This window comes from Bacillus sp. BB081, from assembly GCF_008368895.1.
Classification (GTDB): domain Bacteria; phylum Bacillota; class Bacilli; order Bacillales; family Bacillaceae_G; genus Bacillus_A; species Bacillus_A wiedmannii.
In genome coordinates this window covers 19,465-44,716 of record NZ_QOZX01000059.1, presented here as the reverse complement: position 1 = coordinate 44,716, position 25,252 = coordinate 19,465, and the positions used below count along the sequence as shown (strand labels likewise).

General features: G+C 34.6%; 22 protein-coding genes and 1 pseudogene. 3 read left to right on the top strand and 20 right to left on the bottom strand.

The annotated features are described in order from the left end of the window. From DN394_RS22610 to DN394_RS22595, 3 genes and pseudogenes are all read right to left on the bottom strand, one after another. Window positions 1-973 (bottom strand): RNA-guided endonuclease TnpB family protein (locus tag DN394_RS22610; protein ID WP_149294255.1); only part of this gene is annotated, 973 nt, incomplete at its 3' end. A 321-nt stretch (window positions 974-1,294) separates the two neighbouring features. Next, window positions 1,295-1,435, bottom strand: a pseudogene (locus DN394_RS22600) (VOC family protein); the annotation flags it as partial. Window positions 1,436-1,555: 120 nt separating this feature from the next. Further along, window positions 1,556-1,891, bottom strand: coding sequence for a hypothetical protein (locus DN394_RS22595; RefSeq protein ID WP_097917408.1), 336 nt, complete (start codon window positions 1,889-1,891; stop codon window positions 1,556-1,558). Window positions 1,892-2,026: 135 nt separating this feature from the next. On the opposite strand from DN394_RS22595, the gene DN394_RS22590 reads away from it, so the two are divergent. Further along, a complete protein-coding gene (locus tag DN394_RS22590; protein WP_149294254.1) occupies window positions 2,027-2,413 on the top strand; it encodes a hypothetical protein in 387 nt (128 codons plus the stop codon). Window positions 2,414-2,453: 40 nt separating this feature from the next. On the opposite strand, the gene DN394_RS22585 is transcribed toward DN394_RS22590, so the two are convergent. The 10 genes from DN394_RS22585 to DN394_RS22540 form a co-directional block, all read right to left on the bottom strand. After that, entirely contained in the window at window positions 2,454-3,173 is a 720-nt protein-coding gene (locus DN394_RS22585) for a class I SAM-dependent methyltransferase (protein ID WP_097917356.1), read from the bottom strand. Window positions 3,174-3,285: 112 nt separating this feature from the next. Beyond that, on the bottom strand, window positions 3,286-4,992 hold the full coding sequence (locus DN394_RS22580; protein WP_149294253.1) for a peptide ABC transporter substrate-binding protein: 1,707 nt from the start codon (window positions 4,990-4,992) through the stop codon (window positions 3,286-3,288). 308 nt (window positions 4,993-5,300) lie between these two features. After that, window positions 5,301-7,007 (bottom strand): peptide ABC transporter substrate-binding protein, encoded by a 1,707-nt coding sequence (locus DN394_RS22575; RefSeq protein ID WP_097917358.1) that lies wholly within the window; start codon window positions 7,005-7,007, stop codon window positions 5,301-5,303. A 377-nt stretch (window positions 7,008-7,384) separates the two neighbouring features. After that, on the bottom strand, window positions 7,385-9,097 hold the full coding sequence (locus DN394_RS22570; protein WP_149294252.1) for a peptide ABC transporter substrate-binding protein: 1,713 nt from the start codon (window positions 9,095-9,097) through the stop codon (window positions 7,385-7,387). 347 nt (window positions 9,098-9,444) lie between these two features. Beyond that, entirely contained in the window at window positions 9,445-10,482 is a 1,038-nt protein-coding gene (locus DN394_RS22565) for an LCP family protein (protein WP_149294251.1), read from the bottom strand. A gap of 17 nt (window positions 10,483-10,499) precedes the next feature. Beyond that, window positions 10,500-11,498 carry an anti-sigma factor gene (locus DN394_RS22560; protein WP_097917361.1) on the bottom strand — a complete coding sequence of 333 codons (999 nt, stop codon included), beginning with the start codon at window positions 11,496-11,498 and terminating at the stop codon, window positions 10,500-10,502. Between the two features lie 11 nt (window positions 11,499-11,509). Continuing rightward, window positions 11,510-12,043: a sigma-70 family RNA polymerase sigma factor gene (locus tag DN394_RS22555; protein ID WP_046954580.1), complete on the bottom strand. Its 534-nt coding sequence runs from the start codon at window positions 12,041-12,043 to the stop codon at window positions 11,510-11,512. 127 nt (window positions 12,044-12,170) lie between these two features. Beyond that, complete coding sequence (locus DN394_RS22550; protein WP_097917362.1) at window positions 12,171-12,542, bottom strand: VOC family protein; 372 nt, start codon at window positions 12,540-12,542, stop codon at window positions 12,171-12,173. A gap of 50 nt (window positions 12,543-12,592) precedes the next feature. After that, entirely contained in the window at window positions 12,593-13,399 is an 807-nt protein-coding gene (locus tag DN394_RS22545) for an ABC transporter permease subunit (protein WP_001041452.1), read from the bottom strand. After that, window positions 13,392-14,285 (bottom strand): ABC transporter ATP-binding protein, encoded by an 894-nt coding sequence (locus tag DN394_RS22540; RefSeq protein WP_097994587.1) that lies wholly within the window; start codon window positions 14,283-14,285, stop codon window positions 13,392-13,394. Before DN394_RS22540 ends, DN394_RS22545 begins: the two co-directional genes overlap by 8 nt. Before the next feature lie 137 nt (window positions 14,286-14,422). Here DN394_RS22540 and DN394_RS22535 point away from each other — a divergent pair, with 137 nt between their 5' ends. Then, the gene (locus DN394_RS22535; RefSeq protein WP_149294250.1) at window positions 14,423-15,043 is read left to right on the top strand and encodes a TetR/AcrR family transcriptional regulator; all 621 of its coding nucleotides are present in this window, start codon (window positions 14,423-14,425) and stop codon (window positions 15,041-15,043) included. A gap of 93 nt (window positions 15,044-15,136) precedes the next feature. Here DN394_RS22535 and DN394_RS22530 read toward each other — a convergent pair whose 3' ends face one another. Further along, complete coding sequence (locus tag DN394_RS22530) at window positions 15,137-16,105, bottom strand: helix-turn-helix transcriptional regulator (protein ID WP_088122823.1); 969 nt, start codon at window positions 16,103-16,105, stop codon at window positions 15,137-15,139. A gap of 59 nt (window positions 16,106-16,164) precedes the next feature. Here DN394_RS22530 and DN394_RS22525 point away from each other — a divergent pair, with 59 nt between their 5' ends. Beyond that, window positions 16,165-16,608, top strand: a complete 444-nt coding sequence (locus tag DN394_RS22525; RefSeq protein WP_087982129.1) for a VOC family protein — start codon at window positions 16,165-16,167, stop codon at window positions 16,606-16,608. 56 nt (window positions 16,609-16,664) lie between these two features. Here DN394_RS22525 and DN394_RS22520 read toward each other — a convergent pair whose 3' ends face one another. The 6 genes from DN394_RS22520 to DN394_RS22495 all read right to left on the bottom strand — a co-directional run bounded on the left by DN394_RS22520 (window position 16,665) and on the right by DN394_RS22495 (window position 25,247). Then, a complete protein-coding gene (locus DN394_RS22520; protein WP_098110334.1) occupies window positions 16,665-17,696 on the bottom strand; it encodes an oxidoreductase in 1,032 nt (343 codons plus the stop codon). Between the two features lie 169 nt (window positions 17,697-17,865). Further along, window positions 17,866-20,289 carry a DNA topoisomerase IV subunit A gene (parC, locus tag DN394_RS22515; protein WP_087981493.1) on the bottom strand — a complete coding sequence of 808 codons (2,424 nt, stop codon included), beginning with the start codon at window positions 20,287-20,289 and terminating at the stop codon, window positions 17,866-17,868. Between the two features lies 1 nt (window position 20,290). Continuing rightward, a complete protein-coding gene (gene parE, locus DN394_RS22510; protein WP_149294249.1) occupies window positions 20,291-22,255 on the bottom strand; it encodes a DNA topoisomerase IV subunit B in 1,965 nt (654 codons plus the stop codon). 374 nt (window positions 22,256-22,629) lie between these two features. Continuing rightward, complete coding sequence (locus DN394_RS22505) at window positions 22,630-23,043, bottom strand: CoA-binding protein (RefSeq protein ID WP_048565897.1); 414 nt, start codon at window positions 23,041-23,043, stop codon at window positions 22,630-22,632. Window positions 23,044-23,122: 79 nt separating this feature from the next. Further along, the gene (locus tag DN394_RS22500; protein WP_149294248.1) at window positions 23,123-24,367 is read right to left on the bottom strand and encodes a S1C family serine protease; all 1,245 of its coding nucleotides are present in this window, start codon (window positions 24,365-24,367) and stop codon (window positions 23,123-23,125) included. A gap of 202 nt (window positions 24,368-24,569) precedes the next feature. Next, complete coding sequence (locus DN394_RS22495; RefSeq protein ID WP_001044675.1) at window positions 24,570-25,247, bottom strand: response regulator transcription factor; 678 nt, start codon at window positions 25,245-25,247, stop codon at window positions 24,570-24,572. Between the last annotated feature and the right edge of the window lie 5 nt (window positions 25,248-25,252).

Here is a 25,252-nt window from a genome sequence, read left to right as displayed (position 1 = left end):
CAGATTTTTGTTTCCAACCAACGTTATAGCCTACGACAACCGTATCTATGCCCAATGCTTTCACTTTTTTAAACAACAGACCTACAGTGTGTGAAATGTAACCATTTATTTGTCGTTCTCGTTTATGCCAAAGTGCAGCCATTTGGTTCGTTACAATACGTTTTGAAATTCCATTGTCAATATTTTTCTGTTGGAGGTTACATATCATTTTGTTAAAATATTGGTTTATAGATTTTAATTTTTTTCCATCAATTAAGAATGTATCACCTGTATTCGTTGCGCAACTTACTAATCTGTCTACGCCTAAATCGCAACTCAAAGCGTTACTAGTGGTCGTGGATTGTTTCTTCATTTGAGAAACGTGCATTTCATATGTATAATGCACCTCAAAGAACCGACCTTTTTGCTTCGGTACAATCTCAATATAGGAGATTTTTTTATTTCTTAAGTTCTTAGGCATACGTATTTTAATGGAACCGAATTTTTTTCTGAATGCCACACTCATCGGAATGATCCAATACCTGTTCTCATCCACTTTTGGAACTTGATAGATTTCAATAATTCGTTTATCAGTAGAACGAGAATAATTTGGAAACTTAGGACGACCTGTGAATGCTTCAGGTTTTTTCTTCCACTGTTCCAATGCCTTAAAAAAGCTCTTCACTTCTGTAAATAAGGCTCTACGAATCGCTTGAACAGAGTTTGATTGCATGCCCCAGTAATTCAAATCGGCTTGCATAGCAGTGTCCACTTCTTTTACAGTAGCAATCTTATTATTATTCAGGTAACTTTGTTTAATGGTATACAATCCAACATTTCGCAATGCTTTTGAACTATGCGACATGCGCTGAAGTAAACGAAATTCTTTAGCTGTGAGGCACGCTCGTCCGATATTTTGTTTTTGAGTGAATCGTTGCATGGTTTCTCTTTTCTTTTGTTTACGTAATACTTTCACTGCTTTCTTTCTAGCCATTGTTTTCACCACCTTTCTTAGAAAGTTCATTACTTTTGATAAATCAATATTTGGAAATAAATGTGAACATGGTCTTCATCGTAATTCCTTTTGGTTCAAGTAGCCGAGTGATGATCATTATCCAATTTCGTTGTCTTACAATCTATTCCCTCCTTATCTAAGGACAGATTGTATCGTAAGACAAAAAAACAAACATTCGCCCTAAAAAATTGTTATGAACGAAACAAAAGAGTTCAGCCTTATTGACTGACGGCAATTCATCTCCACCTGAATTGTTGGGTTTCACCCGTAACACAAATCAGATGGATTCTTCTTGCCGAAAAGGATAAACTCATCATTATCACGCATAACCGCAAAGCCATTTCCCCTTGCTCCGCTACAAGTTAAACCGAAATATTTTTCTAAAAACTCTCTAGTAGCTGCTACATCTGAAACTGTTAAATTAAGATGTTTAATTTTCAAACCATCACCATATTTCTTAATTTTCTAACATTTTATCATATAAAGTGAAACTTGAATCAATGGGGGCCTTACTGCCCGTTAATGCAGGACAAATAAAAAACACGCCTTTCACAGCGTGTTTTATTGCTTCACATACACTTCAACAATTGGATTATCTTTATGATCCGCATGTAAGCGTATATTCTCTTCACTTGTACGATAAATGCTAGCTAATAACATAATCGTTAACACATTAGGAGTTTTTGCATCGCTCCCATATTTCCTTTCCAGCGCTTCCTTATATTCAAAATCCAAATCCCCCTGCACATATGTATACACTTCAAAACCATCTTCTAAATTGCAAACTACTGTATCAATAATATCTGCCCCAACTTGCTTCTTCATTTCCTCTCGCAAAGCTTCAATAAACTCTTCCCACGGTACTTCGTATATCTGAAACTGATCTGTAGATTTCATTGCCTTTTCCTCCTTATATATCCTCTTCCTATATTTCCCCTTTCCAATAACAATTATGATAGATAGGACATTCGTACAAGCCGCACTTGTCCCCATTACATATCGTATTACTGTAATGGGGAAGGAGGAAAGAACATGCATAGACAAAAATGTTACGATACGTGCCAACGTTATTTCGGTAAAGTCGTTCGAATTGAAGATCGTGATGGGCGCGTTCATTTAGGCAAAATAATTGATGTGACAAAAAACTCTGTATGGATTGAACCAGTGCAACAGCACTCATCTTTTGATACAGGATTTGGATACTATGACGCTTATGCAAACGGTGGCTGTGATCTTTGCGGCGGCCTTAGCAGATGTGATAGCTGCGGATTTGGTTGTGGTGGTGGATTCAGCGGCTGTGGATGTGGCGGTCGTGGTTGTGGTAGTTGCGGCTGGGGAGGCGGCGGTTGTGGCTGGGGTGTTGAACTCGGATTTGGTTTCATCTTCGGAATTACATTAGCTGCGTTATTTTTCATTTAACATAGTAAAGAGTTGACTATCTTTAGCCAACTCTCTTTCTTTATTTTTCACATATAAAAATACGATGACCTAAAATATGTTGGTACATAAGCCGTACATTTTCATGCTGTACCCATGCCTCATATAACTCATTCGGGATAAATTGTGATACATTCCATTCGGGCTCTTCTATATAGCCCGAGATCGTTTCTGCAATTGTACCACCACCAGCAATCGTAACCCGCTTAAAATTTGCTTTCTGAAATAATTGTACCCACTCATTCTCAGTTAATAGTTCTTTCATCCCGTATAGTCGGGCGATTTTTTCTTCCTCACTCTTCCCAAGGTGGGCATTAATAATCATTTCAATGACAACTAGCTTTCCATCCTTCTGTAATACACGATAGCACTCCGAAATAACCCTTTCTTTCTCTGTAAAAGCGAGTATCGATTCTCCGAGTACGAACTCAAATGACTCATGCAAACAAGGTAATTGCTCTACCTTTCCTTCAATTAATTGAATGTCTATTCCTTCAAACGACCATCTATCTTTCGCCTTTTGAATCATAATCTCATTCTGTTCAACCGCCGTTACTTTATAACCACACTCTTTTGTCATATACGCCGCTGTTTTCCCCGTACCGCAACCTATCTCAAGGACATTTGCTCCATATCTAAAAGGCAGTTGTGCTAACAATTGTTTTGTTAGCGTAAAGCCACCAGGATGAGCACTCCCTATTCCGTAATAAGCTAAGAAGTCGATGTATGTGTTTCGTTTCATGGGATTCTCCTTTAAATTTTCTATAATACATATATTCATCCATTAATAAATCGTGCAAAAAAAAGAGCATTTCCAAGTGCTATACAGCAGCTTGAAAATGCTCTTCTCTTTTTTATTTCTCTTCTACATACGCCCATTTAAAGCTATATTCCGGACTAATATTATGTTTCACAATTCCCTTTACATTTGGTTTCATAACATATGATCTACCACTTTGATATAAAGGTACAAGTGCTACATCATCTTCAAGTAACACTTTCTCAGCCTTTCCTAACTCTGTCCAACGTTTTTTCGCATCAGCCATCCATTCCGTCTTACTTTTAGTAATAATGTCATCATATTTTGAATTTGAATAGCTCATCTGATTCTGCGAATTTGTCGTTTCAAACATATCAAGATATGTCATTGGATCCGCATAATCTGGATTCCAGCCGCCATATGAGAAATCATAATCTTGGTCTGATTCTAATTTTAGTTTTTGCTTAAATGGCTGCAGTTTAATATTTACTGTTACACCTTTTAAATTCTTTTCAACTTGGTCTTTTACATACTCCCCAACTTTTTTCGCATTACCAGTATCATAATTTAACAGTTCAATTGTTACTTGATCTTTTCCAAGTTCTTTTTTCGCTTCTTCCCAGGCTGCCGCTGCCTTTTTGGAGTCTTGTTTTAAACCATTCTTGAACGTTTCTGCGAAATCTTTACCGTCTGGTCCACTTGCTAAACCTTTTGGTACTAAGTAATCCACTGGCTTTGAACCATCATTTAAAATGACATTCGTTAAAGCTTTCTTATCAATGGATAACGCAATTGCTTCACGCAGTTTTTTGCTCTTTAACGGTGTATCTTGCCCACCACGTTTTTGGTTTAGACGTAAGTAAAACGTACTTGTTTCCGAATATGCGCCAAACTCTTCTTTATTATTTCTATACTTATCAACAAATTCACCTGATAAAAGTGTGAAATCAATCGCACCTGTGTCATATAAATTTACTCTAGTAGCTGGTTCTTTTACTACGCTATAATTGATTTCTTCTAGTTTTACAGTCTTTTTGTCCCAATACTGCTCATTTTTCTTTAATTTCCAACCTTGCTCATGTTTCCAATCAGTAAGAACGAACGGTCCGTTATATACTGTTGTATCAGACTCTAAACCGAATTTATTCCCTTTTTCTTTTACGAATTTTTCATTTAATGGATAGTATGACGCAAACGCCATTAAGTTCAAGAAATATGGTACTGGTCTTTCTAGTTCCACTTCAAGCGTATAATCATCTACCGCTTTTACACCTAATGTAGAAACTTCTCCTTTTCCTTGATTAATTGTTTCCGCATTTTTAATATAGTAAGCGATAAATGCATACTCAGCAGCTGTTTTTGGATCTACTAGACGTTGCCATGCAAATACGAAATCTTTCGCTGTTACTGGATCACCGTTTGACCATTTTGCATCTTTACGTAGTTTAAATGTATATTTTTTACCATCCTCGCTTTTTGTGCTAGATTCTGCTACAGCTGGGATTGGCTTATTGTCTTTATCAAGGCGATATAAACCTTCCATCGTATTCCCTAAAATTTGTGAGCCAAGTGTATCTGTATTTTTTGAAGTATCCATCGTCGGAATCTCATTCGTTTCTGTACGATTTAACACTTGATTTGCCGCATATTTAATATCAGACTTCTTCTCTTCCCCACCATTATTAGATGTCGTTGTCGTTTTCTTCTCCCCACCAGAAGATCCAGAACACGCTGTTAACACCATACTCATCGCTAAAACTGGCGCTACAACCGCCGTAAACTTTTTCATCTTTTTCTTCATTCTTGTACCCTCCCCAATTTATATGTAAGAAACAACTTTGAGAGATTCCTTTTTATTCTAAATTATTAGAAAATTCTTACTAATAATTATTCTACTGATTTTTCTCAAATTGTAAAGTATTTTTAATGAATATCCATAATAATTAATTTATTTAATTCAATAACAATCTATTACTACTATACGAATTCTCCCCCATCTACTATATGTAAGTACCACTTTTCTTATTCTTCTCTATTTATTTAAATTTAATTGAATAGTAAAAAAGCGTTTAAAAAATAAACAATATATTTTTTAAACGCTCTTTTTTCTTATTTTCCTTCTGTTACATACGCCCACTTAAAGCTATATTCTGGACTAATGTTATGTTTCACGATTCCTTTTACATTCGGTTTCATTACATACGCTCTTCCTGTTTGATATAAAGGAACTAGTCCAGCATCTTCTTCAAGGAATAATTTTTCTGCTTTCCCTAACGTTTCCCAACGCTTCTTCGCATCACCCATTAATTCATTACCTGCTTTTTGTACCATTTCGTCGTATTTTGCATTTGAATAACTCATTTGGTTATATGGGCTCTTCGATTCAAACATATCAATAAATGTCATTGGATCCGCATAGTCTGGACTCCAACCTGCATAAGAAATTTCATAATCTTGTGCAGTCTCTAATTTTAATTTTTGTTTGAACGGCTGAATTTTTGTATTAATTGTTACACCTTTTAAATTCTTCTCAATTTGATCTTTAACATAATCAGCTATCTTTTTCGCAGTTCCATCATCATAGCTTAGTAATTCAATTGTAACTTGATCTTTTCCAAGTTCTTTTTTCGCTGCATCCCAAGCTGCTGCACCTTTTTTCGGATCATATTTCAGACCATTTTTAAATGTATCTTGGTAATCTTTACCGTCTGGTCCTGTCGCAAGTCCTTTTGGTACTAATTGATCTGTTGCTTTTGAACCATTATTTAAAATAACATTTGCCAGTCCTTTTTTATCAACCGATAATGCAATTGCTTCACGAAGCTTTTTGCTCTTTAACGGCGTATCTTGTCCGTTACGCTTTTGATTTAAACGTAAGAAGAATGTACTTGATTCTGCATACTCGCCATATTCTTCTTTGTTCGATTTATATTTATCCACAAACTCTCCTGATAGTAGTGTGAAATCAATTGACCCTGTATCATATAAGTTTACTTTCGTCGCAACTTCTTTCACTACACTATAGTTAATTTCTTCTAATTTTACAGTCTTCTTATCCCAATACTTATCATTTTTCTTTAGCTGCCATCCTTGTTCATGTTTCCATGAAGACATCACGAACGGCCCGTTATACACCGTTGTATCTGCTTCTAAACCGTACTTATCGCCTTTTTCTTTTACGAATTTTTCATTTAACGGATAGTATGACGGGAATGCTAGTAAATTCAAGAAATATGGTACTGGCTTTTCTAATTCTACCTCTAGTGTATAATCATCTACTGCTTTTGCCCCCAAATCTGTTAGAGGTTTTTCACCTTTATTAATTGCTTCTGCGTTTTTAATATAGTAAGCAATAAATGCGTATTCTGACGCTGTATTTTTATCAAGTAAGCGCTGCCATGCAAATACGAAATCTTTCGCTGTTACTGGATCACCGTTCGACCATTTTGCATCTTTACGTAATTTAAATGTATATTTTTTGCCATCCTCGCTTTTCGTACTAGATTCTGCAGCAGCTGGGATTGGCTTATTATCTTTATCAAGACGATATAATCCTTCCATCGTGTTCCCTAAAATTTGTGACCCTAACGTATCAGTAGATTTAGACGTATCCATCGTCGGAATTTCTTGATTCTCTGTACGATTTAATACTTGTTTTGCTGCGTATTTAATTTCGGATTTGTTCTCTTCCCCACCACCATTAGACGTCGTAGTTGTTTTCTTCTCTCCACCTGATCCAGAACACGCTGTCAACGCCATACTCATCGCTAAAACTGGCGCTACAACCGCCGTGAACTTTTTCATCTTTTTCTTCATTTTTGTACCCTCCCCAATTATATGTACGAAACTAATTTTGATAGATTTTCTAATAACTAGTTATCAGAAAATTCTTATTAATTAATATTCTACTAACTTTTCTATTTTTGTAAAGTTATTTTTAAAATATTCTAAAAATTATTTTTTTGTAATAGTAACAAGTGTATTTTACAATTATCACAATATAAATCCTTCCTTAATATTTATCGATTTATTTACATTTAATTTCATAATAAAAGAGCATTCCAAAAGTAAATAGTCTACTTTTGGAATGCTCTATCATTTTATCTTTCTATTGTGGATAATGAGATTTTCACTACAAAATAAGCTAAGAAACTTGTATACATCCACTTAAATATAGCATCACTGCTTAAAAATTATTTTCCATCTTTTTCAGTCATATATGCCCACTTGAAGCTATACTCTGGGCTAATGTTATGGTGAACGATGCCTTTTGCATTTGGTTTTTGAACGTATGCATCACCACGTTGGTATAAAGGTACAAGTGCTACATCTTGCTCAAGAAGTAATTTCTCAGCTTTTCCTAGCTCTTCCCAACGTTTCTTCGCGTCACCCATTAATTCTCCGCCAGCTTTTTTGATCATATCATCATATTTTGAATCAGCGAAGCTCATTTGGTTATGAGAATGATTAGACTGGAACATATCTAAGAATGTCATTGGGTCAGCGTAGTCAGGTCCCCAACCAGCAAATGATATATCATAGTCTTGCTCTGTTTCTAATTTCAGCTTTTGTTTGAATGGCTGAAGTTTAATATTAACAGTTACACCTTTTAAGTTTTTCTCAATTTGATCTTTTACATATTCCCCAACTTTTTTCGCATTACCAGTGTCATAGTTTAATAGCTCAATTGTCACTTGGTCTTTCCCAAGCTCTTTTTTCGCTTCATTCCATGCAGCTGCTGCTTTTTTCGCATCTGGTTTAATACCATTTTTAAATGTTTCTTGGAAGTCTTTACCGTCTGGTCCAGTTGCTAATCCTTTCGGTACTAAGAAGTCCGCAGGCTTAGATCCATCATTTAAAATAACGTTTGATAAATTCTTTTTATCGATTGATAATGCGATTGCTTCACGTAATTTTTGGCTCTTTAACGGTGTATCTTGTCCACCACGTTTTTGATTCATACGTAAGAAGTAAGTACTTACTTGTGAGTATGAGCCAAACTCTTCTTTATTGTTTCTATACTTATCAACGAATTCACCTGTTAATAGCGCGAAATCAATTGCATTTGTATCATATAAGTTTACTCTTGTAGCTACTTCTTTTACTACACTATAATTGATTTCATCTAGTTTTACAGTCTTTTTATCCCAATATTGATCGTTTTTCTTCAGTTTCCAGCCTTGCTCATGTTTCCAATCAGTAAGAACGAACGGTCCGTTATATACTGTTGTATCAGACTCTAAACCGTATTTATCCCCTTTTTCTTTTACGAATTTCTCATTTAATGGATAGTACGATGGGAATGCTACTAAGTTTAAGAAGTATGGTACTGCTTGTTCTAATTCAACTTCAAGAGTATTATCATCTACTGCTTTTACTCCTAGTTCTGTTACAGGTTTTTCACCTTTATTAACCGTTTCTGCATTTTTAATTGGGAATGCGATAAATGCATACTCAGCAGCTGTTTTTGGATCTAATAGGCGTTGCCATGCGTATACGAAATCTTTAGCTGTTACAGGATCACCATTTGACCATTTTGCATCTTTACGTAATTTAAATGTATATTTTTTACCATCCTCACTCTTTGTGCTTGACTCTGCAGCAGCTGGGATTGGTTTGTTATCTTTATCTAATCGATATAAACCTTCCATTGTGTTCCCTAAAATTTGAGAACCTAATGTATCAGTATTTTTAGAAGTATCCATTGTTGGAATCTCATTTGTTTCTGTACGATTTAGTACTTGTTTCGCTGCTAATTTTTCTTCTGATTTGCTATCTCCGCCAGAGCTAGAATTTGTGCTTGTCTTCTTATCTCCACCTGATGTAGAACATGCTGTCAGTGCCATACTCATTGCTAAAACTGGTGCTACAACTGCTGTTAGTTTTTTCATTTTTTTCTTTTTCACTTTCTGTACCCTCCCTAATTCTTAACGCTCTCATTTAAGAATTTTCTGATAATTCTGTTTTTCTTTATATATTTATCAGAAGATTCTTATTAACTATTATTCTACTAATTTTTCGAGTTTTGTAAAGTGTTATTATTGAAAATTTTTAAAAAATTATTTTTTTACAGTAATATTCATAAAAATTCCATACTCTTTCGAAACACTATATCTCATTGAATTCTATGTATTGATTTAATAGTCTTTATCTCCCTACGCTACAAAACACTTGTAAATTATTGTTAATAAATAATGTATATCATAATAAACCTCTTTTCTACAAAAATAAAAAAGCAGACATTTCGCCTGCTTTAATTCTCCTCAATCTGCTTTTCACTTAATCCTAGATGTGTTCTAAGCGTATTACTCAAACTCTGTAGATCTTTTTTATTAGGATTATAATAATATACACGTTGCCCATTTGGACCGTTAGATAAATATAAATCATCACCAGTTAATTGTATTTTTTCAACTGAACCGTTTAAACCGTATTTATAAAATGATAAAATATCATCCATTACTAAATTTGTTTTAAAATCGCCGTCAACCGCCTCAACTATTTTTTCTAGTTTCGTAATCGAGCCTACACTTTTTAATTTACTTAACATCGCTTCAATAACAAGTTGTTGGCGCTGACCTCTCATTGCATCACTATCAATATGACGCGTTCTTGCCAGTGCAAGTGCTTCTTCCCCTGTTAATTTTTGTAGTCCTTTTTTCAAATGAATCGCGTCAGGTTCATCTTTACTATTTTGCTCCGTAAATTCAACTGGGACATCTACTTCAATCCCATCTAATCCATCAACAATTTTAGTAAATGCATTAAAATTAAACTTCACAAAATAATCAACAGGCACTTGTAGCAATTTTTCTACCGCTTCCACTGAAGCTTGTGGTCCTCCATCTTTACCATTTTTAACGAAACCACTTCCATACGCATGCGTTATTTTATCTTTTTTCTTTTCAACTGGAACATATGTATATGTATCACGTGGTATGCTCGTTAATTTCACTGTCTTATCATCTTTATTAAAAGTAGCTAACAGTAGTGCATCTGTATGAAAAGCACCATTATACTCCTTTTGTCGTTCTTGATTTTCATCAATTCCCATAATTAAAAGTGAAACATTATTTGCAATTGGTTTTACGGTGTTCTCACGTAAATGTGATTTTTCACCACGCGCTAAATTTAAACTAGACTTTTGTACGAGATTAGAAGTTTTCATATACACATAAGCACCGTATCCCACTCCGCCAAATAATAATACTACTAACAATACACTTATTATCATTGTCTTTTTATATTGTCTTTTATTTTTCTTTTCTCTTGAAGAAGAGGTATTCTCCATATAGTTCCCTCCGTTTTCTATTCATCTAATATATTTTTCAATTTTTCATACTTAGCGCTATCCTTTTGAAACACATTCTCTTTCAACCCTTTGTTTATTTGTATCCATTCAGTCGTAATCGAATATTGAATCATACCTTCGTGGAAACTAAGGAATTTTAGCATAACCCCCGTATTTTTCTCTACAACCATTTCAAATTTCCCTCTTAAATCTTCAGATGTACTTACAGGCATTTCTATATTTATTGTCCCTTCTATTTTGTAGCAATCCAGTCCAAGATACTTCGTTTCTTTATAATTCCAATCTTTATATCGGATTAACAAATCAGCAAATTCTGATTGCATACTATACTTCGCAAATCCCACATATTCATCATCATACCTTTTTTTCTCGCCTGATTTTCTCAATAATCTTTCCGTAGGATTTAATTTTAATAGTTCATAGTTTCTTTCCTTCGGGCTCCATTTTATCTCTTTATATGTATATTTCTCATCGTCAAATTCTTTTTTCTTGCCCTCGTTATATATAATGGTTCGTTTTTTCGTTAGCTTATCTTCTTTCGAAGAGATACCTCTCTGTTGCTCCGTATCAATCGCATATTTGTATGTTGTAGCAATTCTTGACGAACTAGAATATTCCTCAAATTGTCCTGAAATATTTTTAAAATAATCAATGGAATCTAGCATCTTTTCATGAATTTTTTCTTTATCTGGATAATTTACGTTCGATTTTATTTCTTCTTCATTTTCATAATCAGAAAACGCCTTTTTCTTTACATATTCAAACACTCCACCATTTTGAGCAAAAATTTGATCAGAAAACTCCGACATAGATACAATTGAAAGTGCTAGAACAGCAGCACTTATAACCATCATGTAAACTCTGTAACCATTCTTTTTTACAGGGAGATTATGTAGTGTACGATTAATCTTTTCATTTAACTCTGGCGGCATTATAACATTCTCATCTTTTATTCTCTTTTTTAATTTCTCATCAAATAATTTTTCATTATCCACTCTTTACACCCCTATTCCATCTTTAATCGTTTTTGCAGTTGTTCCCTCGCACGTGACAATCTCGATTTCACTGTTCCTTTTGGTATTTCTAAAAACTTAGCAATACTCTCTTGATTCATATCTTCATAATAATAAAGCACCGTAACAGCTCTTAATTCTTCATGTAACGATTGAATCGCATTACACAAATCTATATCTTCATACTGATCACATGCGCTCATATTGTAATCATTCTCTTCTGTCACAATTACCTTTTTATACGCTCTAATAATATTGTTACACTCATTCATTAAAATTCGAATTAACCACGTTTGAAAAAACTCTTCTTTTTTTAATTTTTTTATATTTTCATAGGCTTTTAAAATTGTTGCCTGTATCGCATCCTCTATATTTGTCTCATCACGTAACATCGCCTTTGCTATTCGATACATCTTCACTTTCTCTGTATGTATAAGCGCTATAAACGCTTCATGATCACCTTTTTTCGCTAAGGAAACATCTGTTTCTTCTTTTACAAACATTTTATATAAAGGGATTACTTTCACAATTGCTCCTCCTGTTTCATCCTCACTTCAAATTTAACTTTACATGTATTAGACGGATGAGCCTAGAAGAAGGTTCATTTTTTTGAATATTTCCATAAAAAAAGGTAAACATTTTTCATGTTTACCTTTACTCAGATGTAATTCTAAGGAAATATCCATCTGGATCGACAACTTTAAATCCCCTCATCTCCCATGGATAAGTTTGAATTTCTTCTTGTATTGTGCATCTCATCTCTTTACAACGTTCATATACTTCTTCAATTCGATTGACAACAATAATTAGTTCAAAGCCATTCCCCTTCATTTCTTTTCGATTGTAAAAATAATGATTTTCATTCAATGTTAAATTACTAGCTATTAATAAAGAAAACTGGTCGTGATTAAAACGCGCTGCATGCATACTTCTTTTATACAGCTTTAAACCAATTACTTCTTCATAGAACAAGAATGAATTCTCGATATCATTTACATATAGCTGAATCCGGAACAAATGATTCATTCGTTTCCTCCTCATCAAAAAAAGCCCACTTTCTCAGTGGACTTTCTACTTTACAACGGTAAATCCCTTTTCCTAAACACTACAATTGCTACTATGAAAATACAAAGTGCTCCAGCAGTTAAACCTATACTCACTGGCCATATATTATACGTTCCTTCCGCAATTTCTTTCGGACGAAATAGCGTAAATAATGATATATTTCTCATCCACTCTAACTTATCGCTTAATTTACCTACCATGTCCGTTACGAAAAATAAAATAGTTAAACTTGCTGAGTAGCTAAGTGCCTTTCTTTCGTCATTACATATACAAGAAAAGAAAAATGAATACGCACTAACGACTAAAAATATTAACCCACCGACTATATTTATCTTCAGGAATAATTCTTTATTTAAGTTATTATCTTGTAGAAACCACTCTGCACCTACTATACCCGCTACATACGTAACAGTTACTATGATTAGTAGCCCTAATACGAGAATAGCCGCTTGCGTGATTGCAATTTGCACTCTAGATACAGGTGTTGCTAGCAAGTATGCCATCGCTCCTTTATCTACATGACGAGCAATTAAATGCGTTGCAACTGTTACACAAAAAATTGTTAATATGATAATAAACAATAGACTATAATATTCGCCAGCTAAAAAATCCATTACGTTTTGAATCGGACTTTCCATTCCAACAATTTTTTTCACACTATCAGGCATAGCACTTATTAATTCATTTAACCCTTTCGCTGATACCATTGAAGGGAAGATCCAAATTAATAACCATAAATATAGAGCTGCACCAGTTGCATAACTCAAAATACTTTTTTGTGTTTCTTTCAAACTAGCTAAAAACAATTGCTTATTCATGCTTTACCCCTTCTTTCTTATCGTAATAATGCATAAATAAATGTTCTAAATCCATTGCTCTCGTTTGAAGCGCCGTTACATTATAGTTTGAAAGTGTTTGTAAAACAGTTTGATAGTTTCCTTGCACAATAATCGATGCTTCTCTACCTTTCACCGCTTCAAATTGCAAATTACATTGTGTAAGAGATTCAATCTCTTCTTGCGATGATACGGTTACATCTATTACCTGTCGTCTCTTGCTTTGTAAATCATGAATATTTTCAACTGTTACAAGGCGACCATCTTTAATTATAGCCACTCTGTCGCAAGTTCTCTCAATCTCAGTAAAAATGTGCGATGACATAAGGATTGTTTTCCCTCTTTGCTTTTCCTCTACTATTAAATCTATAAATACTTGCTGCATAAGTGGATCAAGTCCTGATGTTGGTTCATCTAAAATTAACACTTCCGGATCATGCATAAAAGCAGCAACAATTCCTACTTTTTGCTTCATTCCTTTAGACATTTTTCGAATCGGTGTTTTCACATCAAATTGTAGACGTTCTATTAATTCATCTCGTCTTTTCGTATCCTTTAACCCACGCATTCCTTGCATTAACTTTAAAAAATCTAATCCGTTCATTCCTTCAATAAAAGAAATTTCTCCTGGTAAATAACCAACTTCTCTTTGAATTTTCGCTGCTTCATCCCAGCAATCTAATCCAAAAATTGTCGCTTTACCAGCTGTCGGTTTTATAAATCCCATTAAATTACGAATTGTTGTGGATTTCCCAGCACCATTTGGTCCTAAGTAACCGAATACTTCCCCTTCTTTTACATCAAATGTAATATGAAACAAACCTTTTCCATTTGAAAACTGTTTTGTGACATTTTGAACTGAAATCATAATTCCACCTCATTTTTTGAAATATTTAATATGTGATATTTCAAAATTATTGTACTCCTCATCTTTCATATTCGCAACAACTTTTTGAAATATTTATATGTCCATATTTCAAAATTATTGTTTTCCATTATTTTTTCTTGTATATTTTAATTGAGGTGATTGCATTGAACGGCTTTGAAAGAGTGAAAGAAAAGAAAAAACGCGCTATTAAAGAGGCGGCCTTCTTATTATTTTCAGAACGTGGATTTAATGAAGTTAAAATAGAACATATTGCAAAAAAAGCAATTGTTTCTCAAGTTACCATTTATAATCATTTCGGAAGTAAAGATGCGTTATTTAGAGAGCTTATACAAGACTTTATCATATCTGAATTTCAATATTATAAAGATCTTGCAGAGGAAAAATTACCTTTTCATGAAATGATGCAAAAAATGATTGTAAGAAAAATGAATACTGGTGGGTTATTTCAGCCGGATATGTTACTACAAATGATGCAAAGAGATGAAGGGCTCCGAGAGTTTATTTATAGTTATCAAAACGAAAAAATCCTGCCTTGGTATTTAGAAATACTAGAACAAGCACAGCAAAAAAATGAAATTAACCCTCACCTTACTAAAGAAATGATGTTACTATACATTCAAATGTTCACTAAACTAGGTGATGATTTCGGGGCTCAGCTTCTTGAAGGAGATCGCGAAAAACATATACAAGATATCATTACGATGTTCTTTTATGGACTGTCCGTCCCAGAAAAATAATGTTTCTAAAGAACAAATACCATCACAAAAAAGCCCTTTGGATATTTAAATCTCAAGGGCTTTTTCATGTCAATAAAATGATTAAAACTAACTTTATCTTAAAGCAGTTAAATGCTGCTTTATAGATAATACCTTATTATAGATTAACTCTTTTAGCATAACTGGCTGAATTGAGATAATTGTTTCACCGAAATTCAGAAAGTAACTTGAAATAAACTCAACTTCTTGTTTGTTAAAATAGCCTGTTATACTATAATTTTCATTTTCTTTTTGTATCCTCATGGAAGGATAATTCTCTTTATCAAAAATATCTTTTCCTTTTTGATTAACAATGACACGAAAATCAATTGCATCCGGCTTTCTGTGAAAAGTTGTAAGATAACTTAACAACTCTTCAAGATTTTTTGGATTCGTATTGCTTGTTTCCTCAATAGAAAGAATTTTATCACATCTAATTATTTGAACATTATTTGTCTCAAAATTAAAGATTTTAGCATACCACTGGCCAAATTTAGATTCTATTCGAATAAATTGGGCGACCAATACTTTTTCCTCATCTTTTTTTAAATATGTTAAATGATAAACTCGCTCAGCAAAAATCCCCTGTAAAATTTCTTTTAAGAACGGACTAAAATTACTATGATTTGTTACTTCAAAAGAAAGCGTTCTTTCCATGATTGAAATATTTTCACTCACATTATCAGGTAATACATGTTTAAATTTATTTTCAAGCGCAATACTTTCTACATTAAATGGTTTTGTCTTGTATCCATTTAGCGTAAGAATCGAAAAGTATAACGCATACATTTCATCCACACTAAAATAAATTGGCGATAACACACTATTTTCTATAATTTTATAACTTCCATTTCTACCCAGTTCAGAATATATTGGTACACCTATTTCTTCCAATGATTGAATATCTCGCAACGCGGTACTTTTAGAAATATCATATCTAGCCATTAAATCTTTTAAATTAAAATATCTTTTATTATTTAAGAAAATAAGCATATCATTTATTCGTTCCGTTTTTTTCATATTTCCCTCCCAAAAAGGTGTCATGTATTGGAACCTTTTTAGTCTATATTATAATTATTAACTAATAAAGGAGTTATATATTTATGACATTAGAAATAGCTATTTTTCTTTCAATGAATGGGCAAGCAAAGGAGGCAATTAATTTTTACACACGTAATTTAGAAGCTACGCAGTTAATGATTGTTACGTATGGAGAACTGGCCAAAAGAGATAGTTCTTTTAAAATTACAAGTGAAAATAAAGATCATATTGCTCACTCTGTTTTACAAATTGGGAATACAAAGCTAATGATAGCAGAAGATACAATGAAACCTAATGAACGTTATAACGTTGGAAATAACATGTCACTTTGCATTCAAAGCGCTAATTTAGAAGAAATACAAAGGTTTTATAATAATTTAATTTCCGATAAGCATGTGAAGATAATCTCTCCGCTAGAAAAAAATATATTTAGTGAAGCATATGGGATTATTGAAGATCCTTACGGCATACAAATCCAGTTAATGTATGACAAACGATTAAACTAAATAATTATCCATATTCACATATTCCTAATAAAAAAGACACGAAATTCGTGTCTTTTTTACTTTATAGTGATGACTCTACCGGTTTCACTACTTTCAATCGCTAATTGAATAAGTCGAATAACTTCTAAGCCTTCTTGTGCTGTTACAGGTGGTTTCTCACCATTTACTATACTATCTCTTACACCTTTATAATACATGTCATAACAGCCAACTTCTGTTGGAATACGCTCTAGCTTTTCTTCCGTATGTAAAGCAGCAAAATTCTCTTCAGCATCTAATCCATAACCGTTATCGCCTGGCTTCATTCCATTTTTTAATTGTTCTTCCTGTGAATCCATACCGTATTTCACGATAGAACCTTTATCTCCATGCAGTGTAAAGTGTGGACCTTCTTGCTTTACGTAACTGCTACTATGTAAAGTGACACGTTTAACACCGTAGTGAAGTATAACATGGAAGTAATCATCAATTTCTGCACCTGGTCGTTGTTTGATTACATCTGCACTTATCGCATCTGGTTTCCCAAATAATGATAATGCTTGGTCAATTAAATGCGATCCTAAATCATACAGTATACCTGATCCTGGTAAGTTCTTTTCTCTCCAGCGATCACGTACATGTGGACGAAAACGATCAAAATGCGCTTCATATGCATATAGATTCCCTACGCTATCTTCTTCTAATAATTTTTTTATCGTTAAGAAGTCATTATCAAAACGACGATTATGATATACACTCAATACCACATTATGTTGCTCTGCTAATGAAATAAGCTCTTCTCCTTCTTCAATTGAAACAACAAATGGTTTTTCTACAACAACATGCTTACCGTTTAATATTGCTTCTTTTACATATGGAAAATGAGTTGTATTCGGTGAAGTAATGACCACTAAGTCAATATCAGCTCGCTTCACCAATTCATCAATTGTACTAACGACGTCAGCATTCGGTAATGTTTCTTTTACTACCTCTTCTTTTGAAGATAATACCGCACCAATATCGTATTCTTCTATCGTTTGTAATAATGGGATGTGAAATGTTGTACTAGAAAATCCAAACCCTACAATGCCTACACCTATTTTTTTCATGTTGCCCCTCCATTTATTCCGCTATTTGTGGACAGTAAGATCCCCACTGATTAAAGTTTCACTTTATGAGAACGATTTCATTCAGTTATTATAACAAGATTATTATTATTCACATAATAATTTGCCTAGAAAAAAGCATCTTGCCATTATCCATAGCAAGATGCTTTTTTTACTCCGGTCGTTTTTTCGTCCACGTTTCAATAACTTCACCAGTATCATTAACATCTAGTACTAAACTACCGTTACTATACCGGTCTTTATTTCGATACGCTTTCGGATCAATTTCTTCTACAATATGTTTCTCAGTCTTCATATATACTAGTTCATCATCTCGAACAATTTCAATACCGACAATACGGTATGGATTACGTTTTAACTCTTTAAAAATAACAAGACCTCGCTTCGCTCTCGTTGATTTCTCAATTTCTGATGCTTTTAGACGTTTTACAGCACCGCGCTGCGTTACGAGAATAAGTTGATCTTTGTCACCATTTAACGGTTTACCAGAAGCGACATAATCATCTTCTTTTAAGTTAATTGCTTTCACACCAGCGGCCCTTACACCGACTGGACTTACTTCATCTTCATGGAAAATAAGTGCATATGCACCATAGGTTGCAAGAACAATATCACTCGTTCCATCTGTTGCAAATATATCTACAACATAATCATCTTTTTTCAAATTCACAGCGACGAACGCTCTTGAATAACGCTGAACTTTATATTGGTTTAATTCTGTTTTCTTAATCATACCATTTCGTGTAACAAATACGATAAATCGTTTTTCTTCTTCAAAGTTCGGTACGACGGTCGCCCAAATAATCATTTCATCCCGCTCGAGTGAAACGAGATTCGCAACGTGTTGGCCTAAATCTTTCCAACGAATTTCTGGCATTTCATATACTGGCAGATATATATAGTTTCCTTTATTCGTAAATAAGAGGACTGTCTCTGTCGTATTCGTATCGAATCGCTCCAGTAAGATGTCACCCTCTTTCATACCGAAGTCTTTTCCGTTCGATGCATTATGTGAACGCCAACCTGTTCGTTTCACATATCCTTCTTTCGTTACAGTAACGATGACATCTTCCTGCGGAATCATAACTTCCACATCGATTTTAATTTCCTCAATTTGTTCTTCAATAATAGCACGGCGATCATCACTATATGTTTTCTTAACTCTCTTCAAATCTGTTTTAATAACTTGAAGAAGCCTTTGTTCACTTTGTAAAATTGACTGTAACTCTATAATCTTCTTATTAAGCTCGTCTGCTTCTTGTTCTAGCGCCGTAATATCTGTATTCGTTAAACGATATAGTTGCAACGAAACAATTGCTTCTGACTGCGCCTCTGTAAATCCAAATTTCGTACTTAAATTGTCTTTTGCATTACGCTTATCTTTAGAAGCACGGATTGTTTCAATCACTTCATCTAAAATCGATAATGCTTTCTTTAAACCTTCTACAATATGTTGACGATTTTCCGCTTTTCGTAATTCATATTGCGAGCGTCTCGTAACAACTTCTTTCTGATGCCCAATATATGCATCCAAAATCTTAGGTAATGTCATAAGTGTCGGACGACGATTATTTATCGCTACCATATTAAAGTTATATGGAATTTGTAAATCTGTATTCTTATATAAATAATTTAAAATACCTTCAGCATTTACTTCTTTTTTTAACTCTACAACAATGCGAAGACCTGTACGATCTGTCTCATCACGTACTTCAGCAATTCCATCTAGTTTTTTATCTAGACGTAATTCATCCATTTTTTTAACAAGGTTCGCTTTATTTACTTCATACGGAATTTCTGTAATAACGATTTGTTGCTTCCCACCACGGATCGTTTCAACTTCAGCTTTTCCGCGAATAATAATTTTACCTTTTCCTGTTTCATACGCTTTTTTGATACCATCAATCCCTTGAATAATACCACCTGTCGGGAAATCTGGTCCTTTCATAACTGTTAATAAATCATCAACAGTACTATTTGGCTTATCAATACGCATCATCGTCGCATCAATTACTTCCCCAAGGTGATGCGGAGGAATTTCTGTTGCATAACCAGCTGAAATTCCTGTCGATCCGTTCACTAGTAAGTTCGGGAACATCGCTGGAAGTACAACAGGTTCTTCACTCGTATCATCGAAGTTTGACACGAATTCTACTGTTTCTTTATCAAGATCACGCAACAACTCAGATGCGATTGGTGATAATCGTGCTTCCGTATAACGCATTGCCGCTGCTGGATCGCCATCCACACTACCATTATTACCATGCATTTCAACTAAAACATTACGTACTTTCCAAGTTTGACTTAAACGTACCATCGCCTCATATACAGAGGAATCACCGTGTGGATGGTAGTTACCGATAACATTACCAACTGTTTTAGCTGATTTACGAAATGCTTTATCATGTACATTTCCTTCTACATACATAGAATATAAAATACGTCTTTGTACCGGTTTTAAACCGTCACGCGCATCTGGAAGCGCGCGATCTTGAATAATATATTTACTATAACGTGCAAAGCGGTCACCTAACACGTCTTCAAGCGGGAGGTCATGAAACTTCTCTGCCTGCATGTTATTCCACCTCCGTCTCCATAATCATTTCATTTTCTAAAATGTTTCCTTCTTCTTGCATACCGAATTGTACATTTCGTTCGATCCATTTACGGCGAGGTTCTACTTTATCACCCATCAATGTCGTAACTCGGCGCTCCGCTCTTGATGCATCGTCAATTTTCACACGAATCAACGTACGTGTTTCAGGATTCATCGTCGTTTCCCATAATTGATCGGCATTCATTTCGCCAAGTCCTTTATAGCGCTGCAGCATGTAGCCTTTACCGACTTTTTTTGTTACACCATCTAATTCTTCATCAGACCATGCATACTCAATCACTTCACTCTTACCTTTTCCTTTACTTACTTTGTATAAAGGAGGAAGTGCAATAAATACTTTGCCAGCTTCGATAAGTGGTTTCATATATCTGTAGAAGAACGTTAGTAACAATACTTGAATGTGCGCACCATCTGTATCAGCATCGGTCATAATTACAATTTTATCGTAGTTAATATCTTCAACAGCGAATTCATTCCCTGCACCACCGCCAATAGCGTAAATGATTGTATTAATTTCTTCATTTTTAAAGATATCAGCAAGTTTTGCTTTTTCTGTATTGATTACTTTACCACGTAACGGTAATACCGCTTGGAAACGTCGGTCTCGACCTTGTTTCGCGGAACCACCCGCAGAGTCACCCTCTACTAGGTACAGTTCATTTTTTTGCGGGTTACGTGATTGTGCTGGTGTTAACTTACCACTTAATGTACCTTCTGATTTCTTTTTCTTTTTACCAGTACGCGCTTCTTCTCTCGCTTTACGAGCAGCCTCACGTGCTTGCGCTGCTTTAACTGCCTTTCTCACAAGAAGTGTAGCAACATCCGGGTTTTCTTCTAAAAAGTAAGCTAAATGCTCAGATACAATTGCATCAATTGAAGAACGAGCTTCACTTGTACCAAGTTTCCCTTTCGTTTGCCCTTCAAACTGAAGTACTTCTTCTGGTACACGTACAGAAACGATAGCCGCTACACCTTCACGAATATCTGTACCTTCTAAGTTTTTATCTTTTTCTTTTAATAACGATACTTTACGAGCATACTCATTGAACACACGCGTCATTGCTGTCTTAAACCCAGCTTCGTGTGTTCCACCATCTTTTGTACGTACATTATTTACAAACGAAAGAATATTTTCTGAGTAGCCATCGTTAAATTGAAATGCTAGCTCTGCCTCAATTCCATTTTGTTCACCAGTAAAATATACAACCGGATGGATTGAATCTTTTTCTTCATTTAAGTATGAAACGAAAGCTTCGATTCCTGTTTCATAATGAAAGACATCTTCTAAATCATTTCGCTCATCTTTTATTAAGATTTTCATCCCTTTTAATAAGAATGCAGATTCACGTAATCTTTCACATAATGTTTCGTAATTGTAATTTGTTGTGCTGAAAATCGTTGTATCTGGTTTAAAATGTATTGTCGTACCAGACTCTTTCGTCTTCCCGATCTTTTCCAGTGTCGTTGCAGGAATACCACCATTTTCAAAGCGTTGTTCATAAATATTTCCGTCACGTTTAATCGTCACTACTAACCATTCTGACAAGGCATTTACAACTGATGCCCCAACACCGTGTAAACCACCACTTGTTTTATAGCCACCTTGACCAAACTTACCACCGGCATGAAGTACAGTTAAAATAACTTCAGGTGTAGGTTTCCCAAGTTTATGCATTCCCGTAGGCATTCCTCGCCCTTTATCAATAACGCTAATACTATTATCTTTATGTATTACGACAGAAATTTCGTCGCCAAATCCCGCTAACGCTTCATCAACGGAGTTATCTACTATTTCATATACTAAATGATGCAATCCACGGCTATCCGTACTCCCGATATACATACCCGGGCGTTTTCGAACGGCTTCAAGTCCTTCTAGCACTTGAATTGCATCTTCATTATATTGGAACTGATGCTTTGCCAAACTCCTTGCCCCTTTCCTAATCAAATCAGAACATATGTTTCTATTATAGAATAACGCCTCGACTATAGTTTTGGCAAGTTATCTTATCTCTTTTATATACCATTTTCAATAGAAAAATCCTTGTTTTTTCACAAGGATTCCTCTAGGCTACTATTTCAGAAAAATAATCGTTTGTCAACGAGAAATGGATATGTATGCCAAGATTATACATTCCAAACCTTTATCATGATCCAAATGATCAATATCCAAAATGGGATAACAAGTAACAATCCCCAAAAACAGCCTTTAAAAAATCTCATGATGAACACCTCGTTCATCGGCCCTACTTATTTATAAAGAGGGCTGAATCAATCTTTCTCTCTTTAAAACCTATACTATTTTGTCATCGCATGTTCTACTTTAATGCACCGATCCATTATTACAGTATAGCCTTTTTCTTGCAAAAGTTTATATGTATCTTCATCTTGTACTCCTAATTGTGCCCAAAAAACATCTGCATCAATCTCTACAAACTCTTTCGCAACATCCATTAAAAATTCTGAACGACGGAATACATTTACAATATCAACATGTTCCTTAATATCCTTTAGTGAAGAAACCGCTTTTTCTCCAAGCACCTCATCTACTGTTGGGTTTACTGGAATAATGCGATACCCAGCATCTTGCATTGCTTTTGAAACCATATACGATGTACGTTCTGGCTTATCCGATAATCCAACAACTGCAATCGTTTTGCTTTTCTTTAATACTTCACCAATTTCCGTACGAGTTGGGTTTTCAATTGTCATAATTTATCCCTCCTATTCCTTTAGTATAGCCGATAAAGAAAGTCTCTTTCAATATGAAAGAGACTTTCTTTTATTTCAATTATTGATTCTTTGTAGCTGAATTATCTGCTAAAGTAGCTGTTTTCGTCATTTTTTGACCGTTACGATAGAATGTAACTTCTACTTTCTCGCCTACTTTTTTCTTTTCATATAAATATTTACGGAATTGAAGTGAATTTTCTACTTTTTGATCATCTAATGATACTACAATATCATATTGCTCTAAACCAGCTTTTTCTGCAGGTGATATTGGGTAAATTTTACCTAATACAACGCCGTTTGTTACTTCTTTCGGTACTTTCAATTGATTTACTGCATAAGCTTGCACATCTTCTAATGAAACGACACCTACTCCAAGAGCTGGACGTTTCACCACTCCGTCTTTTTCAAGTGATTCAATAACTGGCTTTGCAATATTAATTGGAATAGCAAATCCAATTCCTTCAACTTCTTGTTGTGCAATTTTACTTGAATTAATCCCAATTATTTCACCATTTTGGTTAAACAACGCACCACCACTATTACCTGGGTTAATTGCTGCATCTGTTTGAATAACTTGAGCATTCCAATCTGCACGCTTATCGCCATCAATATCTACTGGAATTTCACGTTCTTTGCTACTAATAATACCTTCTGTTACACTTCCATCAAACCCTAGTGGGTTACCGATTGCAATCGCTTTTTCACCCGCACGAAGTTTACTTGAATCACCTAAAGTGGCAACTTTATTTACATTAGATCCATCAATTTCTACAACCGCTAAATCTAACCAAGGGTCTTTCCCTACAAGCTTTGCTTCTACCTTTTTACCATCACTTAGTTTTACAGCAAGTTTATTTGCTCCATCTACTACATGGTTGTTCGTTACAATATACGCTTTATTTCCTGCTTTTTTATAAATAACACCTGATCCTGAGCCAGCTTGTTGCTCTTGGCCTGTCGGTTGCATTGCAAATGGATCAACACTTTGTTGCATATTAATAACACCTACAACAACATCTTTCGCGCCTTCAATCATACCAGGTAAATCAGTTTCATTTTTTGCTTTATTGACAACAGGAACTACAGTACCTTCAACTTTTGAATCCGAACTGAATGATGATGATACAGCCGCTCCATTATTTTGAGCCCATGGCATATATGGTGCCGCAAAACTAATTGTGACAGCCCCAACTACAGCTCCTACTAAACCTGTAAAAAAATAACCTTTTTTACTACCTGATTTTCTCACTTCTCTCGTTTCACTATGCTCTTCATTTACATTCGGTCCGTCGTAATATCCCATGTTTACTTCCCCTCTCTGGTGAATTCGTATTTTCAGTATAGTCACGTTTTGTGTCCTTCTTGTGAACTCATCGTGAAATCCAATTAAAAAAATACTCTTATCTAACATTGTAGACAAGAAAAGTATTTTTTGTACATTCCACCTACAAAAGAGAGTATAAATTTGCTATATCCCAAAGCCAAAGCGCACAGTAATTTAAAGGTTATTCTTCAAATTTGTAACCCACTCGAATAACAGTACCGATATGCTTCGCTTTATCTCCTAGTTTATTTCGTAGTTTTTTAATATGAGTATCAACCGTTCGGTCATCACCGTAGTAATCATATCCCCATAACTGATCTAATAAATGTTGACGTGACAACACAATTCCTTTGTTCTCCATTAAATAAACAAGAAGTTCAAATTCCTTATGTGTCAATATAATTTCTTCTCCGTCTACTAAAACGGTTCTAGATAGACGATTTACTTCTATTCCAGCTAAAGACATAGCATTTTCTTCCGCTACTCCTACCACGCCATCCGCACGTTTCAATAATGTCTTCGCGCGAGCTACTAACACTTTCGGGCTGAAAGGTTTCGTTACATACTCATCTGCACCTAATTCGAACCCTAGTAATGTATCATCCTCATCCGAACGTGCTGTCAACATAATGATTGGTACTGCTGATTCTTTTCTAATTCGTCTACAAACAGACCATCCATCTATTTCTGGTAACATTATATCTAACATAATTAAATCAATTTCATGCTCTGCAAATAATTCTAACGCTATTTTTCCGTCTTCTGCTTCGATTACTTCAAAGCCTTCATTACGAAAATAATCACTAACGATTTCACGTAATCTTCTTTCATCTTCAACAAGTAATACTGTTTTATTCATATCAT